The organism is Caballeronia pedi (assembly GCF_001544915.2).
Taxonomy (GTDB): Bacteria; Pseudomonadota; Gammaproteobacteria; order Burkholderiales; family Burkholderiaceae; genus Caballeronia; species Caballeronia pedi.
Map to the genome: position 1 here is coordinate 376,588 of NZ_FCOE02000005.1, position 14,862 is coordinate 391,449.

Genomic DNA, 14,862 nt, shown 5'->3' on the forward strand with positions numbered 1-14,862 from the left:
ATGAGCGTCTTGATCAACAAAGATACGAAAGTGATTTGCCAGGGCTTCACTGGCGCGCAGGGCACGTTTCATTCGGAACAGGCGATTGCCTACGGCACGCGCATGGTCGGCGGCGTGACGCCCGGCAAAGGCGGCACGACGCATCTGGATCTGCCCGTGTTCGACACCGTCGCCGATGCGGTCGACAGAACCGGCGCGGACGCGTCCGTGATTTACGTGCCGCCGCCCTTCGCCGCCGACGCGATTCTCGAAGCCATCGACGCGGAAGTGCCGTTCATCGTCTGCATCACGGAAGGCATTCCGGTGCTCGATATGCTGCGCGTGAAGCGCGCCCTGAGCGGCTCGAACAGCCGGCTCGTCGGGCCGAACTGTCCGGGCGTCATCACGCCGGGACAATGCAAGATCGGCATCATGCCGGGGCATATCCATCAGCCGGGGAAGATCGGCGTGGTGTCGCGCTCAGGCACGCTCACTTATGAAGCCGTCGCGCAGACGACCGCGGCCGGGCTCGGCCAGACCACGTGCATCGGCATCGGCGGCGATCCGGTGAACGGGACGAATTTCATCGACTGTCTCTCGCTCTTTCTGGAGGACGACGCGACCGAAGGCATCATCATGATCGGCGAGATCGGCGGTTCGGCCGAGGAAGAGGCCGCGCAATTCCTGAAGGATGCGAAGACGAAGAAGCCCGTCGTGGGCTTCATCGCCGGAACGACCGCGCCGCCGGGACGCCGCATGGGTCACGCGGGCGCGATCATCTCGGGCGGCTCGGGCACCGCGAGCGCGAAGATCGACGCGATGAAGTCCGCGGGCATTCACGTCGCGGATTCGCCCGCCGCGCTCGGCGAAACGATGCTGCGCGCCATGCGCTAATCGTCACGGATGCGGCACGATTCGACCTGCCGCATCATTCTTTACATTTTCATTACGCAACTGAAGTAGAATCGCAGGTTGATCTCAACCTCGTTCGACGGAGTCGCCGTGATCGGCCTGTTCTACACTTCTGTCGCCGCGCTGTTGCTTTCCATGACGATCGAGCAAGCGTTGGCAATCCCGGTTCTGTAACTCAACACGCAAAAAAGGCCGCGCGGCACATGCCACGCGGCCTTTTTTCATTTCTGACACTTCAATCCGGCATCAATCCAGAAAGTCGCAATTCGCCTCGACGAACGCCGCCAGATCGAGCGAATGCTGCTTCACGAGCCGCTCGACCAGTTCCGTATCGCGCTTCTCCAGCGCCTCGATGATGCGCATGTGATCGACGATCGAGCGCGACGCCCGGTCGCTCTGCGAGATGGTCATCTTACGGATCGCGCGCACGTGCACGAAGATGTTCTTGATCGTGTCGAAGATGATCTCCGACTTCGCCAGCCGCACGATCGCGGAATGGAACGCGATGTTCGCTTCCGAATATTCGTCGATATGCTCGGCCGGGGTCGAATCGCGGAAATTGTCGAACATGTGGCGCAACTGCGCGATTTCCGCGTCGGTCGCGCGCTGCGTCGCGAGGCGCGCCGCCATGCTCTCGAGCGCCGCCCACATATGAATCATTTCGACGATCTCGCGCTTGGTCTTGCGCAGGATATAGACGCCGCGCCTTGGCACCGTGCGCAGAAAGCCTTCCTGCTCAAGCAGCGTCATGGCCTCGCGGATAGGCGTGCGCGAGACGCCGAGCGCTTCGGTCAGCTCTTTTTCATCGAGACGGATTTCTTCCCGCGAACGGTAGATGTCCGCTTCGGCGATCGCCTGCCGCAGTTTCGCGTACGCCTGATCGCGCAGCGAAACCGTGGCATTGATCGGTTCCAGCGAAAGCGTGAGTCCCGTGGGCCGAACGTCCGGCCTGTCTACCGATTGAGTATCAGATGGCATTGATGGCTTGATTTCCCAAGTGCGGACGGCGAGCGTCGACACGCTTGCCCGAACCGCCGTTCTGATCCTCCGCCGCGAGACCGGCGAAGCGACCGTGATTCTGTGCGCGCTGCAGCATGCTCTGCGGCACCGACGACGCAATCATAAACGTAACACCCACACCAACGGCAACCAGCGCGAATCCGACAACTACCAACAGGGCGATGCTCATTTCAGGCTCCGGTTAAATCACTCAAGAGCCCTCAGTATATGCTGCGTCGCAGCAGAACGCAACGTATTTTGCATCTTGTATATCAGAAACAACGCTGGCGCCTTTGTCTGCAGTTTAGGCGGCTTTTTGGGATTGCGGGAGCGGCAATGCCTTCGCCGTGCCTTGGTTGACGCCCTCGCGCAGCTTGATCAATGCGAGCACCGCATCGAGCATCGGCGTCTCGACGTGCACCAGGCGGCCGATCTCCTGCACGACGGTCATCAAGGGATCGATTTCCATCGGCCGACCTGCTTCGCAGTCCATCAGCATCGACGTTTTGTGCGCGCCGACCGCGCCCGCGCCGTTGATGCGCCGCTCCACATCGACGCGGAAGTTGACGCCGATCCGGTCGCCGATGGCCTTCGCCTCCAGCATCATCGCCTTCGAGAGCGCGCGCGTGCCGGGATCGCTCGTCAGAACGTCGAGCGTCGCGCCGGTCAGCGCGCTGATCGGGTTGAAGCACAGGTTGCCCCACAGCTTCAGCCAGATTTCGTCGCGGATGTTGTCGCGCATCGGCGCTTCCATGTCCGCTTTGGCCATCAGGTCGTGAAATGCCTGCAGACGCGGCGTGATTTCCCCGCTCGGCTCGCCGATCGGAAATTTCTTGCCGTAGTGATGCTCGATGACGCCCGGCTCCGCGATCTCCGCCGCCGGCAGCAGCACGCAGCCGATGGCCCGCTGCGGTCCGAACACGTCCCATTGCCGGCCGCCCGGGTCGACGCTTTGCAGTTTCGTGCCTTCGAGTTCGCCGCCGTGCTTGTAGAAGTACCAGTAAGGCAATCCGTTCACGGCCGTGACGATCGCCGTCTCCGGACCGAGCAGCGGCGGAATCAGGTCGACGACTGCTGGAATCGAATGCGCCTTCAACGCAATGATCACGAAATCCTGCGGCCCCAGTTCGGCGGGATTGTTCGTGCAGCGCACCTTGACGACGTGTTCCTCACCGTCGATACGAAGCTTGACGCCGTTCGCCTGCATGGCCGCCAGATGCGGTCCGCGCGCGACGAAACTGACGTCCGCACCCGCGCGCGCCAGTTGCGCACCCATATAGCCGCCGATCGCGCCGGCGCCGTACACGCAGATTTTCATGATTGTCTCCTGAGGGTTGTAGCCTTTTAGCCTTCTGATATACAAGATACTACATTCCGTATCGAGCAAGGACAAGGCGAATCGTGCATATGCGGACGAGCGAAAACCCGCATGCGCGAGGCGTGCCGCGGGTGTGCGATGCGGGAAGGAAACGCGTCGGTCAGGCCTCGACGGCCTGGCCCGTGATGTGAGTATGCGACGAGGATGCGATGAAGTGTGACCAGACGTTCGCCGCGCTGGCACGCAGCGCGCGGTTCCTGCGCCGCACGAGCATGATGGTGCGCGAGGCATCCGGCACGAGCGGGATAAAGCGCGACCGCGCGCTGTCGCATGCGGCGCGCGCGTGCATCGGCAGAATGCCGACGCCGAGACCGGCTTCGGCCATGCGCGCAACCGCCGTCGCCTGCGTGAGCTTCTGACGCACCGCGCCGGTCACGCCGTGCAGCGCGAGCGCCGCTTCGATGGCGGCGAGGCTGCCGGTGTCGTCATCGAGAAGCAGAATCGGCGTGCCGCGCAGTTGCTGCCAGTCGATGCGCGCAGCCGCGTTCAGCCGATGCGACGCGCCGACGACGGCGGCAAAGCCATCGGCGAACAGCGGCTCGGCGGCGAGTTCGTCGAGATTGTCCGGCGCAATGACCACGCCCATTTCCGCCTCGCCCGAACGCACGAGCTGCAAGACGGCGTTCTGCGGACGATCCATCACGACGACCGTAATATCCGGCAGGCGCTCGCGACATGAACCGAGCAGCGCGGGCAGGACGCTCGCCGTCAGACCGCAACTGCTCGCGAGATTCACCACGCCCGGCTCGCCACCTTCCTGCGGGCGCGGCCTGAGGGTCGCTTCCAGTTCCTCGACGAGCGGCGCGATGCGCGCAAGCAGGCGCCGGCCGGTATCGGTGAGCGCGACCTGGCGCGTGGTGCGATCGAAGAGCCGCAGCGCGATTTCGTCTTCGAGTTCGCGGATGCTGCGGCTGACCGCCGACTGCGTGATGCCGAATTCATCGCCGGCGCGCGTGAAGCTGCGATGCCGCGCGAGCGTGACGAACAGCCTCAGTTGATGCAGCGAGACGCTGAGTGACGGAAGCTGTTCGCGCGCCATGCCGCGGCCGCCTTACTGAACCGTCTTCGACGCGTCCCAGCCCGTCTGGAACGACGCATTGACCGGCGACTCCGCCGACGTCTCGGCGACCGTGTTTTCGATCCAGCGGCGGCGCATCGGCGCGAGCACGAACTTGGCGCACAGGCCCGCCGCGATCGACGTGATCGCGGTAGCGATGAACACCGCGTTCCACGAGCCGATCGACGCGAGCACCGAGGCGAGCGGCACCAGCATCGACGCTGTGCCCTTTGCCGTGTACAGCGTGCCCGCGTTGGCGGCGGCGTACTTGCTGCCGAAGGTGTCGGCGCAGGTCGCCGGGAAGATCGAGAAGATTTCGCCCCAGCACAGGAACGTCATCGCCGCGAACAGCATGAACAGATACGGATTGTGACCGAACTCCATCAACCCGAGCAGCGCGACGCCTTCACCAAGGAAAATGAAGAACATCGTGTTCTCGCGGCCGATCTTGTCGGAGATGAAGCCGCACAGCGGACGCGTGAAGCCGTTGCAGAGGTTATCGATGGAAAGCGTCATCGCGAGCAGCGGCAGCGTAACGCCGAGCAGGTTCACCGGCATCTTCGCGAAGCCGTATTCCTTCGCGATCGGCCCGAACTGCGCGGTGGCGATCACCCCGCCCGCCGCGACGAACACGAACATCAGATACAGCACCCAGAAGAGCGGCGTGCGCACCATCTGTCCGGTCGTGTAGTCGATTTTCGTCGACACAACGCGTTTCGCCGGCACGATGCCTTTGGGCGGATTCGGACGCACCAGCATCAGCGCGAGCAGGAAGATGCACACGCCCTGGAAGATGCCGAAGAACATGAAGGCCTGCTCGTAGCCCGAGCTCTGGATCATGTTCGAAATCGGGATGACCGTGACGGCCGCGCCCGCGCCGAAGCCCGCCGCGGTCAGGCCCGCTGCGAGACCGCGCTTGTCCGGAAACCATTTGAGCGCCGTGCCGACGCAGGTGCCATATACGCAACCGGCGCCAATGCCCGCGACCACCGCGCCGATATACAAATGGATGAGGCTGGTTGCATGCGCGTCGATGACCCAGCCGAGCGCCGCGCAGATCGATCCGCCAATGACGACCGGCCGCGGCCCGAACTTGTCGACGAGCCAGCCCTCGACGGGCACGAGCCAGGTTTCAGTGACGATGAAGATGGTGAAAGCCGTTTGAATCGCCGCTTGCCCCCAGTGATGCTTCGCATCCATGGGTACGACGAAGAGTGTCCACGCGTACTGAAGATTGGCGACCAGCCCCATGCATATGATGCCGATCGTTAGCTGGAACCATCGGTTGGTGTGACGCCCGTGCGATTGCCCGGACACAATCGTGTCTGCGCTTGCCATGTCTGTCTCCGTTATCTGTCTCAGCGCTCGTGTGGCGCTTGATGTGCTGCGAGAAGCCGGCGCGTTGCGTCGGCGGCGAGCGGTCGGTCAGGGAAAATGCTCGGTCCAGGCGGCGTGGGCGTGAGGCCGTCTGTCCCGTATGTCGCGCGTCGTGCGCGTGGTGAATTGGGCGATCGATTCGCACATCTGGCAGGCTTCCGCGTCAGGCGATCGACGAATCATTTGAAGCGATTCCCAATAAAGTCCGGATGGTTGATGTGGCCCTTTTCGGGCTTCGTCTGATGCAGGGCCTTGCTTTTGGTGCCGTGCAGCACGATGACCAGCGCTCGGGGTTCAGCATGGCCGTTCGTGCTAACCGCGACTGTCCGCCTTACAACGATCCAAGGCGTGAAAGCATCGTGGAGGAGAAAAACGATTAAGGAAAGTTAGAAAAAATTATTGTATAAATTAGCTATCGTTAATGGATGAAGGATTGCCGTGCTGCGCAACGCTACCCTGCGTCAACTGAAGATCTTCGAAACCGTTGCCCGACGACTCAGTTTTTCTCGCGCCGCCGAGGAGCTCTACCTGACGCAGCCGGCAGTATCGACGCAGGTCAAGCAGCTGGAGGAGCATGCCGGCTTGCCGCTGTTTGAGCAATTAGGGAAAAAAATCTACCTGACGCCCGCCGGGAATGAAATGCTTCATTACAGCCGGTCGATACTGGAGCAGTTCCGCGAAGCCGATGACGCGATGGCGCGGCTCAAGGGAATTTCGGGCGGCACGCTCAACGTCGCGGTGATCAGCGCGGGCGACTATTTTTTCCCCCGATTACTGGCTGCTTTCACCCGGCGCAACACCGATGTCCGCCTCAATCTCGCAGTGCACAACCGCGAGGAACTGCTGCACCAGCTTTCCGACAACCTGACCGATCTCGCCGTAATGGTGCGACCGCCGCGCGACATGGATACTGTCAACGTGTCCTTCGCGCCGCATCCTTATGTGATCGTTGCGCCGCCGGATCATCCGCTGGTCGGGCGCAAGAACGTCCCGCTCGAAGCGCTCGCCGACGAGCCGTTCATCGTCCGGGAGCGCGGTTCGGATACGTGGAATTCGATGGAGGAAGGTTTCGCCGGCCGGCTTTCGAACCTGAATGTCGCGATGGAGATCACCAGCACCGAGACGATCAAGCAGGCCGTCATCGCGGGGATGGGCGTGAGCTTTCTGTCCGCGCACACGATCAGCATGGAATTGCAGGTCGGCAAGCTGGCGGTACTCGATATCGAGGGTTTTCCCGTGATGCTCAACTGGTTCGTCGTGCATCGGAACAACAAGCGTTTGCCGCCGGTGGCGCTCGCGTTCAAGCAGTTCTTGATCGAAGAAGGCGCCGCGCAGATCGAAGCGATAACCCAAATCGTCGCGAAGACGGGTAAGCCGAACTCATAACGCTTACTGAATAGATAAGCAAAAAATGTTTAACTATCGTATATGGATCGTGTTCCCTATTCTCCATTCATGCCCCACGGCCATAAAGGAGACGATCATGATCCATGCAACGTACCACGATGACCGCGAAGTTCAGGCGCAAGTCTGCGCGTTCAACACCGCTTTCGAAGAACTCGACCTGATGTTCCGTTGGGATGCGCATACCTATCGCTCGCTCGCATCGGCAGACAGCGACTACGGCAAGATCGCGCAGTTCATCGAAGCGCATTGCCCGCATCTGTTGAAGGCGTACAGCGCGGAGTTTCTCTGCCAGGCGATCGTCGAGCGCAAGAATTCGACGATCGAAGCGTGCCGGCAAAACACGGTTCAATACGAAGACAGCACGCAACGGGCGCGGCTTTGGCGGGCGCGCAATGAGGAAACGGCGCGCGTCTGACGGTTCTCACGTATCAAAAAGGGCGGTCCGGAATATTCGGACCGCCCTTTTGCGTTTCGCGGTCGCCCGCGGCGACCGCTCGATTCAGGGCGTCAGCGCGACCCAGACCGCCTTCGGCTCGGTGAAGTTCTCGATGGCGACATCGCCATGTTCGCGGCCGAAGCCCGAATCGCCGCTGCCACCCCAAGGCAGGCGCACGTCCGTGAAGCCGTAGGTATTCACCCAGACCGTGCCCGCCTTCAGTTCCGCCGCCATCCGATGCACGCGGCCGATATCCGCGCTCCACACGCCTGCGGCGAGACTGTAGGCGGTTCCGTTGGCGATGCGCAGCGCATCGGCTTCGTCGTCGAAGGGAATCACGCTCGCGACCGGCCCGAAGATCTCTTCCTGTGAAATGCGCATCTCGTGCTCGACGTTCGCGAACACGGTAGGCTCGACGAAATAGCCGCGCTCGCCCACGCGCTTGCCGCCCGCGACGAGCGATGCGCCCTCTTCCTTGCCGATATCCACATAGTCCAGCACGCTCTTCATCTGCTTGGCCGAAATGAGCGGGCCCATGTTGGTTTCGCGTTTGGACGGATCACCGAGCTTGATCGTCTGCGCGCGCTCGGCGAGGCGCTCCACGACTTCATCGTAGACGGCGCGCTGGGCAAGGATGCGCGAGCCCGCCGAACAGACCTGACCGGCATTGAAGAAGATGCCCGACGCGGCGGCGCGCACGGCGCTATCGACGTTCCCGTCCGCGAAAATCACGTTGGCGGACTTGCCGCCGAGCTCCAGCGTGACGCGCTTGAAATTGCCCGCCGCGCCTTGCAGAATGCCGCGCCCGACGGACGGCGAACCGGTGAACGTCACCTTGTCGACACCCGGATGCGCGACGAGCGAATCCCCGACGACCGAGCCCTTGCCCGTCACGATGTTGAGCACGCCCGGCGGCACGCCCGCTTCCAGCGCGAGCCGTCCGACCATCAGTGCGGAAAGGGGCGTGATTTCGGCTGGCTTCACGATCAACGTGCAGCCGCATGCGAGCGCGGGCGCGATCTTCCACATGCCGATCATCAGCGGAAAATTCCATGGGACGATCGCCGCAACGACGCCGACGGGCTCGCGCACGGTGTAGGTGAGCGCGTCGGGGCGCGCGGGCACGACCTGTCCGTTGATCTTGTCGCACCAGCCGGCGTAGTAGGCGAGCGTATCGATGGCGGCGGGCACGTCCTGTCGCTGCACACCGGAGATCGGCTTGCCTGCGTCGAGACTTTCGAGCGCCGCCAGTTCTTCCTGATTCTCGCGGAGCAGGTCGGCGAGCTTCATCAGGATGCGGCCGCGCTCGGCGGCGCGGATCGCGTTCCAGGGCTTGAGCGCGGCGCGCGCCGCCTGCACCGCTCGATCGACATCGGCCGATGTGCCTTGTGCCACGTACGCGATAGGGTTCTCGGTCGCCGGGTCCAGGTTGGTCGAGTAGTCGCCGCCACTCGGCGGGACGAACTCGCCGTTGATCAGCAATTCATAGCGCTTCAAATCCGCGGTGCTTTCCATGTCTCGCTCCATGTGCTTTTAAGAACTGGTTCATGTTGGAGCAGAAACACCATTCACGAAAGCAAAACATTTTTATCGTTTGCATAGAGCGGGATGTATGAGGGAATATAGCGATGCGTCAAACCGTCTGTCGCATCGCCTCGGTGTCAGACGGCGCTATACTTCCCGCCTTCGACTTCGCCGTGAGGCATCAAGCAATACGTATGAGCGCACTACCTCCCTGTCCGCAATGTCATTCGGAATTCGTTTATGAAGACGCGGGCATGTACATCTGCCCCGAATGCGCGCACGAATGGTCCGCGCAGACGAGCGCCGCGTCCGAGCCCGTCGCAAAGGTTTATCGCGATTCCGCCGGGAACGTTCTTCATGATGGTGACACGGTCACTGTGATAAAGGATCTCAAACTCAAGGGCGGTGGCGGAGTGGTCAAGATGGGCACTAAAGTCAAGAACATTCGCCTCGTCGATGCCGATCACGACATCGACTGCAAGATCGACGGCTTTGGCGCCATGAGTCTCAAGACGGAGTTTGTCAAGAAGGCCTGAGCTATCTTCCATTCGCGCGTGCCCGATCAACTATTTCAAGTAAAGCGCAGGCGCGAACGCTCCCTCCCGCGAAGAGAACACCACGGTCATGCCCGAGCTATTTCGCACGCAAATGCCGATCATGGGTGTGCCGGCAGCTATCGCGCTTTTTACATAGTTCGTGACATCATTCAGGCGCACCTGATTCACGTTGTCCAGATAAATGCCGCCGACATATTGCTTCGTGCAATCCGTGGTTTTCGGCGGCGTATCACGGTCGTTCCAGGTCGTCGATGCGCCGTACAGATCGAGCATGACCGCACTGGAACTCGAAGTGTTCTGTGCCATCGTTTGCAGGCTCGCGGACTGCCAAGGGTAGTCAGTTGTGTTTAACGGAGTCGGGAACTTCATCAGAATGATATCCCCGGGCCCGACCTGAAGTTTCGGGTCGCTCGTCGAGACTGTTCCCGCCGCGCTGATCCACGCGTCCGCCGTCGCCGCAGAATAGTAGACAGGGATCGCGTTATCGCAATCCATGTTGCCGTTGCTGCACTTGTCAACCGCATATTTCATGCTGTCGATCTTCCACGCGTTGATGAAATCGGCGTGTGCGGTATAGAGCGAACCCCACTGCGGCACCGATACACCGTCGACGAGAATCGGATCCATCGACAATTGCGCGGTTGTCAGATCCGGATCGTTTCCAAGCATGTACGAGATATTCACCTGCAACTCCGGAATTTTCACGGGAAATCCCGCGGGACAAGTGCCGTCGGAATTGCGATAAGCCATGTAGTCGATCATGCCCGCGTAGTTCATTATGTGCGCGTCGTTGCCGATGCTTCGGCTACCGGGCTTGAGCTTGGCTCCATTCCAGCAATCCGGGAAATGCACCGAGATGTTCAGTTGCGAATAGGTCCCGGTGGAATCGGTCACGACCGGGCATGTGGTGGGCGCGACTGTCGTGTATCCACTGCCGCGACAGAGATAATTGACCTGTGGCTTCGGCCCGGTTCCATTGTGGTCGCCCGCCAGCATTTGTAATCCGGCGGGAATGGGGTTTTCGGGCACGACGGGCTGATCGTTCTTGTAGTACGTCTTCACCGAATCCGGCACGACGATTCCAGACGCGCGTTTGAGTTGTGGAAGCCAGTACGCGGACACGTCGGCCTTGTCGTCACACGTCGTGACCTTATTTGCGTTCAGCGTCGTGTAGTCGCTGTAAGCGTCGGTGCCAGTGTTACCGAAAAAATCGTGGACCATCGCGCGTCCCGGCTGGCCGGGGTAGACGATAGAGTCGTCTGGCTTAGTGTGCGAATACGCACAGGTGACAGCGAATCCGGCTGCGAACGACGATTGAGAATAGCTAAGCACAACGAATACAAAAACATAGACGAAGCCTTTGATATTTCCATTTTTCATCTCGACACCTTGTTGTGGTCAGGCGCAAACGCTATTGTCCATAAGTAATACAGTTTTCGACGATTTTCAACAACGTCAGAGGAAATAGAGCGGGTCATTGTGGTTGACGGTCTTGCTTCGTTATCGCATGGTTACAAGGGCGTCGTGGCGAGCGTTCTGCGAAACATGACGCCGCCTTCATGCGGGCGCTTTACGCGACTCTCATCAAGGACCAACGCCCGCCGATGAAAGAGGTTGGTGGAGACCGACTCATCACTGCGCGTCGATATGGAATGCAGATCATCGTCTTGTAACAACGACGTCCAAAAATTCGTAATACTTTGACGCATCGTCGCTGCGAGCAATAGTGATCCATCGTATGTAATCAAGGAAGAGGCACCACCGAACGAAGCGTCCGCGCCGACGGCGCAAGCCAAGCCGGCGTTCCGCGACAATCGAATGAGCGGTGCGGCACGCCTGCCACCGACGGAACATCGGAAAGCGGGATCATCGGCACGACGTTTCGACGGCAACAGTGGCGGTTGATATAGTGAGGGCCCGCCAACTATCCAACCGGAGATTTCCCGCTCATGTTCAAGGTAGCTTTCTGGCTCGCTGCACTTTCTTCGTTGGCCGCTTGCACACAGTCGCTGTCGCCGCCGCCGAGTGCATCGGTGAATCAAACCGCATCACCGTCCACCGCGCGGGTAGGCCTTGCCAATCCTGCGTCCGTGAACTGCGCTCGCCAAGGCGGGACGTTGCAAATCGTCGATTCTGGCAAGGGCCAACTCGGTATGTGCCGCTTCCCAGATGGTCAGTCATGCGAAGAATGGGCGTTACTTCGCGGCGAATGCTCAGCGGGCCAGAAGTAGTGCGGCGATAACCAAATCGCAGGGCGGAATATTTTGAGATACGTCCGATGGAGTCTCAAGCCACGTCGTCTCAAAATTAATCCTGTCCGAAACGCAACCGAGGTGAAACAGTCATGAGCCCCTTCTTCCTGATCGATGTCGCAGCGCTGTCCCGTCAAGCTGGTCTGCCGCGCAATCCCCTTCAAGAAGCAGTCCCGACGACGATGATCGAAACGCTGGTACGTCTGCTCACTTCGCTGTTCCACTGATCGATGTGCGCGTGACACGGCCACCTAAACGGCGGCATGGCAATTGAATCTGGGCCGTGCCCTGCGCGATCAACTCGCTCCGGAGACCACGGCGATGCAACGTGACGGATGTTTAAGACTTGTCTGATGGGACGCAGTTGCCGGGTTGCTCAGAATTTTTAGTTCGAACGCGAGTTTGTGTACGGCGATAGCGCTAGCGCTGATCGCGTCGTCGCAATCCTCTGGGCCCACGTCCCGAACAACGGGAAGGAACTAATGTGTTTCTGACATCCGCTCAACGCAAGTCCCTGATGGAAACAACGATGCCGCGCAAGGGTGCCGGCAGCCGAATCGCCGCCATCGATGCGGTCGTCGCAAGGCTGCGCCACGAAAATCCCAACGCGTTTCACTCAGCCCAGTCGCTCGAACAACGGGTGTTCTTTCACGCACCAGACAGCGACATTCCGCACCTCGCCGCGATCAAACTCCAACCTGATATCCCGCCGCGTCAAGACGGCTCCGTCGACTGAACTGCCGCCAGCGCGGCGTCCGGGCTCCTGTTCGAACACCGCGCAATCAGCAGCGCGAAGGCATGCGGGTCAGCAGTCAAATCCGCATTCCAGATGCGCTGCGAGCGCGCCGGCCCCACGGTCGGCTTTTCGCCGGGCAATCGCGGGTCTACGCGCACTTGTCTTAAATTTATCTGATTTGTCCGATAGAGCAGCATCGGACACGCTCTTACCATCTCAAAATCCGCACTAATAGCTGGGAGGTAAGGGTGGTTTCAGTCGTCTCGCGCTCGAAAAACGATCTGTACATCGTGATGCGGCGCGGCGCGCTGCGCGCTATCGTGGGTGCCGCCTGCATGATGATCGTGCTCGCGCTAGCTGCAGGCCTTGCGCTAGGGCACTACGGCGCACGAACTCTCCGTGCCCGCAGTGAACCCCCGAGGCTCGCCGTCTTCCGCTCCACCGCCTCTCCTTACACAACAGCCGAATTCGCGCGTCTGCGAGCCGCAAACGCCTCGCTCGACGGGCGTGTCGAGCAACTCGCTGCGCGGTTGGACACGCTCACCGCGTTTGACCAACGCCTGCGCGCACAGTCGTCGCGCGCTTCCGCCATCAACGCAGCGGCGGTGACATCGGCGCGCACGCCCAATAGCAACGCGGCAGCGGGTGGCCCCGAGTTGCCGCCTCGGCCTTGTCGAGCAGCCGAGACAGGCACAAATCCACAAGCAACCCGCGGCGAACTCGACTGTCTAGCGGCAACACTTGCCACCCTCGAACAGGGCGTGGCACAGCACGAAGCGGCGTGGGAGGCCTTCCCGGGTCGTCGTCCGCTCGCGTTCGGGCGCACCAGTTCACCGTTCGGCAACCGCCTCGACCCGTTCTCACGTCACCTGAGTTTCCATCCAGGCCTGGACCTGGTCGCGCCGACAGGCACCCCTATTCTCGCAGCTGCCGGCGGCCGCGTGATCCACGCCGGACCCATGCCGGGCTACGGCAATACCGTTGAGATCGATCATGGCAACGGCTTTATCACGCGCTACGCGCACGCCTCGAAGATCGAAGTGCGCGTCGGGCAAGTGGTGCAGCCGCGCGAGCCGATCGCCGAAGTCGGCTCGACCGGTCGGTCGACAGGTCCGCACCTGCATTTCGAAGTACGCGTGGGTGGCCGACCGGTCAACCCGGCCGACTATCTGGCGCTGTTTGCTGGCGATTCTGACGCGTGAGGCGGCAGACTGTTGTGCGCTCGCTTTAGTTTTGGATAGCGAAGCGTCTGGGATGGGGTATGACGCTCCTGCATATCCAGAATTGGCTCTCGGTACTACATAGAAATCACGATTACCAACCGTAACAGGGCTAATCTGATCTACCTGCGCGATACGCCATGCGTCCTCGATTGTTCCGATTGGTGACCCATAAAAAGCACCTTGATTTGGCTTAGTAAAACTGAGCGTTCCGTGATTCATTACCACATGCTCTGCCGCATCGTCACCGGTGCTCGCACTGATACGAGTCCAATCCAGGCTGCTTACTGCGCTGCTTGCACTTGGGCCGCTGCTTTCGACCGCATAGGACAACCCGCCGGTCTTCGCGAGATAGTTTTCCATCACGCCGGCGTTGCCGCCATCGTCGAACGCCTCTGTGTACTCAGATAGCCGTTTTCGTCATAGGTGTACCGTTCAGTTCGACCGTCCTTCGCATACACCGCCATCACACGCTCGCCCGCCGCGTTGTACCCAAGTTGCACGCCCTCGCCACCTGCGCGACCCACCACGACATGCACGCTCGCGTCGTTCTCATCGCTCGCCCGCTCGCCCGACAGCGTGCCCATCGTCACCGTGAAACGGTTCAGCGCGTCGTATTCGTACCAGTAGTCCTGGGTCTTCTTTTCGTGATTCCCCACCATGTCCGTGTACGTCGCAGTCGTGTGGCGGCGATTGCCCACCGCGTCGTACTCGTAGCTTACCTGGTAGCTGTTGTCGCTGATCGATATCACACGGTTGAGCGCGTCGTACTCCACTCGCGACTGCGCAAACACATACGAATCGCCAAAGTTCGTGAAGAACTCCGACGTGCGATTTCCGTCGCCGTCGTATTCATAGAGCGACTGTGTTTTGGTGGCGTTATCCACGATCGAGCGCACCAGGCCATGCGAGTAGTACGTGTAGTCCACGTCCTGCCCCGTGCTGCCCGTCTGCTTCGTCACCAGCCCCGCCCAGTTGTACTGATAGCGGAACACGTGACCGCCCAGATCCGTGTGCTTGGTCGTGCG

Annotated in this window: 16 protein-coding genes; 8 read left to right on the forward strand and 8 right to left on the reverse strand. The window is 60.8% G+C overall.

Annotation, left to right across the window (positions count from 1 at the left end; genetic code table 11):
- On the forward strand, nucleotides 1-873 hold the full coding sequence (gene sucD, locus AWB80_RS10915; protein ID WP_061174633.1) for a succinate--CoA ligase subunit alpha: 873 nt from the start codon (nucleotides 1-3) through the stop codon (nucleotides 871-873).
- 264 nt (nucleotides 874-1,137) lie between these two features.
- Here the strand turns inward: sucD and AWB80_RS10920 are convergent, their stop codons facing one another.
- From AWB80_RS10920 to oxlT, 5 genes are all read right to left on the reverse strand, one after another.
- Nucleotides 1,138-1,869, reverse strand: a complete 732-nt coding sequence (locus AWB80_RS10920; RefSeq protein WP_061174634.1) for a GntR family transcriptional regulator — start codon at nucleotides 1,867-1,869, stop codon at nucleotides 1,138-1,140.
- Complete coding sequence (locus AWB80_RS43190) at nucleotides 1,859-2,080, reverse strand: hypothetical protein (RefSeq protein WP_143328009.1); 222 nt, start codon at nucleotides 2,078-2,080, stop codon at nucleotides 1,859-1,861. The genes AWB80_RS10920 and AWB80_RS43190 overlap by 11 nt, the downstream gene beginning before the upstream one ends.
- Before the next feature lie 114 nt (nucleotides 2,081-2,194).
- Nucleotides 2,195-3,208, reverse strand: coding sequence for a 2-dehydropantoate 2-reductase (locus tag AWB80_RS10925; RefSeq protein WP_061174635.1), 1,014 nt, complete (start codon nucleotides 3,206-3,208; stop codon nucleotides 2,195-2,197).
- 160 nt (nucleotides 3,209-3,368) lie between these two features.
- Nucleotides 3,369-4,307 (reverse strand): LysR family transcriptional regulator, encoded by a 939-nt coding sequence (locus AWB80_RS10930; protein WP_061174636.1) that lies wholly within the window; start codon nucleotides 4,305-4,307, stop codon nucleotides 3,369-3,371.
- 12 nt (nucleotides 4,308-4,319) lie between these two features.
- Nucleotides 4,320-5,663 carry an oxalate/formate MFS antiporter gene (gene oxlT / locus AWB80_RS10935; RefSeq protein ID WP_061174637.1) on the reverse strand — a complete coding sequence of 448 codons (1,344 nt, stop codon included), beginning with the start codon at nucleotides 5,661-5,663 and terminating at the stop codon, nucleotides 4,320-4,322.
- Nucleotides 5,664-6,143: 480 nt separating this feature from the next.
- On the opposite strand from oxlT, the gene AWB80_RS10940 reads away from it, so the two are divergent.
- Together AWB80_RS10940 and AWB80_RS10945 are read left to right on the forward strand one after the other, a co-directional pair.
- The gene (locus AWB80_RS10940) at nucleotides 6,144-7,088 is read left to right on the forward strand and encodes a LysR family transcriptional regulator (protein ID WP_061174692.1); all 945 of its coding nucleotides are present in this window, start codon (nucleotides 6,144-6,146) and stop codon (nucleotides 7,086-7,088) included.
- A 97-nt stretch (nucleotides 7,089-7,185) separates the two neighbouring features.
- On the forward strand, nucleotides 7,186-7,524 hold the full coding sequence (locus AWB80_RS10945) for a hypothetical protein (RefSeq protein ID WP_061174638.1): 339 nt from the start codon (nucleotides 7,186-7,188) through the stop codon (nucleotides 7,522-7,524).
- An 84-nt stretch (nucleotides 7,525-7,608) separates the two neighbouring features.
- On the opposite strand, the gene AWB80_RS10950 is transcribed toward AWB80_RS10945, so the two are convergent.
- Entirely contained in the window at nucleotides 7,609-9,060 is a 1,452-nt protein-coding gene (locus AWB80_RS10950) for an aldehyde dehydrogenase family protein (RefSeq protein WP_061174639.1), read from the reverse strand.
- Between the two features lie 203 nt (nucleotides 9,061-9,263).
- Here AWB80_RS10950 and AWB80_RS10955 point away from each other — a divergent pair, with 203 nt between their 5' ends.
- Nucleotides 9,264-9,605: a zinc ribbon domain-containing protein YjdM gene (locus AWB80_RS10955; protein WP_061174640.1), complete on the forward strand. Its 342-nt coding sequence runs from the start codon at nucleotides 9,264-9,266 to the stop codon at nucleotides 9,603-9,605.
- A gap of 30 nt (nucleotides 9,606-9,635) precedes the next feature.
- Here AWB80_RS10955 and AWB80_RS10960 read toward each other — a convergent pair whose 3' ends face one another.
- Nucleotides 9,636-11,006, reverse strand: a complete 1,371-nt coding sequence (locus tag AWB80_RS10960; RefSeq protein ID WP_087131179.1) for a DUF1996 domain-containing protein — start codon at nucleotides 11,004-11,006, stop codon at nucleotides 9,636-9,638.
- 569 nt (nucleotides 11,007-11,575) lie between these two features.
- On the opposite strand from AWB80_RS10960, the gene AWB80_RS10965 reads away from it, so the two are divergent.
- The 4 genes from AWB80_RS10965 (at nucleotide 11,576) to AWB80_RS10975 (ending at nucleotide 13,816) form a co-directional block, all read left to right on the forward strand.
- Nucleotides 11,576-11,857, forward strand: coding sequence for a putative hemolysin (locus AWB80_RS10965; RefSeq protein WP_087131181.1), 282 nt, complete (start codon nucleotides 11,576-11,578; stop codon nucleotides 11,855-11,857).
- Between the two features lie 113 nt (nucleotides 11,858-11,970).
- Nucleotides 11,971-12,105, forward strand: a complete 135-nt coding sequence (locus tag AWB80_RS45290) for a hypothetical protein (protein WP_279628646.1) — start codon at nucleotides 11,971-11,973, stop codon at nucleotides 12,103-12,105.
- A gap of 257 nt (nucleotides 12,106-12,362) precedes the next feature.
- Nucleotides 12,363-12,614 carry a hypothetical protein gene (locus AWB80_RS10970; protein WP_244206467.1) on the forward strand — a complete coding sequence of 84 codons (252 nt, stop codon included), beginning with the start codon at nucleotides 12,363-12,365 and terminating at the stop codon, nucleotides 12,612-12,614.
- Between the two features lie 248 nt (nucleotides 12,615-12,862).
- On the forward strand, nucleotides 12,863-13,816 hold the full coding sequence (locus tag AWB80_RS10975; RefSeq protein ID WP_143328010.1) for a M23 family metallopeptidase: 954 nt from the start codon (nucleotides 12,863-12,865) through the stop codon (nucleotides 13,814-13,816).
- Between the two features lie 380 nt (nucleotides 13,817-14,196).
- Here AWB80_RS10975 and AWB80_RS10980 read toward each other — a convergent pair.
- Nucleotides 14,197-14,862 (reverse strand): hypothetical protein (locus AWB80_RS10980; RefSeq protein WP_208635635.1); only part of this gene is annotated, 666 nt, incomplete at its 5' end.

Excerpts from the sequence above, each read along its gene's own strand:
- oxlT (WP_061174637.1), bottom strand. The coding sequence starts at position 5,663 with ATGGCAAGCGCAGACACGATTGTGTCCGGGCAATCGCACGGGCGTCAC.
- AWB80_RS10960 (WP_087131179.1), bottom strand. The coding sequence starts at position 11,006 with ATGAAAAATGGAAATATCAAAGGCTTCGTCTATGTTTTTGTATTCGTT.
- AWB80_RS10950 (WP_061174639.1), bottom strand. The coding sequence starts at position 9,060 with ATGGAAAGCACCGCGGATTTGAAGCGCTATGAATTGCTGATCAACGGC.
- AWB80_RS45290 (WP_279628646.1), top strand. The coding sequence starts at position 11,971 with ATGAGCCCCTTCTTCCTGATCGATGTCGCAGCGCTGTCCCGTCAAGCT.
- sucD (WP_061174633.1), top strand. The coding sequence starts at position 1 with ATGAGCGTCTTGATCAACAAAGATACGAAAGTGATTTGCCAGGGCTTC.
- AWB80_RS43190 (WP_143328009.1), bottom strand. The coding sequence starts at position 2,080 with ATGAGCATCGCCCTGTTGGTAGTTGTCGGATTCGCGCTGGTTGCCGTT.
- AWB80_RS10965 (WP_087131181.1), top strand. The coding sequence starts at position 11,576 with ATGTTCAAGGTAGCTTTCTGGCTCGCTGCACTTTCTTCGTTGGCCGCT.
- AWB80_RS10930 (WP_061174636.1), bottom strand. The coding sequence starts at position 4,307 with ATGGCGCGCGAACAGCTTCCGTCACTCAGCGTCTCGCTGCATCAACTG.
- AWB80_RS10945 (WP_061174638.1), top strand. The coding sequence starts at position 7,186 with ATGATCCATGCAACGTACCACGATGACCGCGAAGTTCAGGCGCAAGTC.
- AWB80_RS10955 (WP_061174640.1), top strand. The coding sequence starts at position 9,264 with ATGAGCGCACTACCTCCCTGTCCGCAATGTCATTCGGAATTCGTTTAT.
- AWB80_RS10920 (WP_061174634.1), bottom strand. The coding sequence starts at position 1,869 with ATGCCATCTGATACTCAATCGGTAGACAGGCCGGACGTTCGGCCCACG.
- AWB80_RS10925 (WP_061174635.1), bottom strand. The coding sequence starts at position 3,208 with ATGAAAATCTGCGTGTACGGCGCCGGCGCGATCGGCGGCTATATGGGT.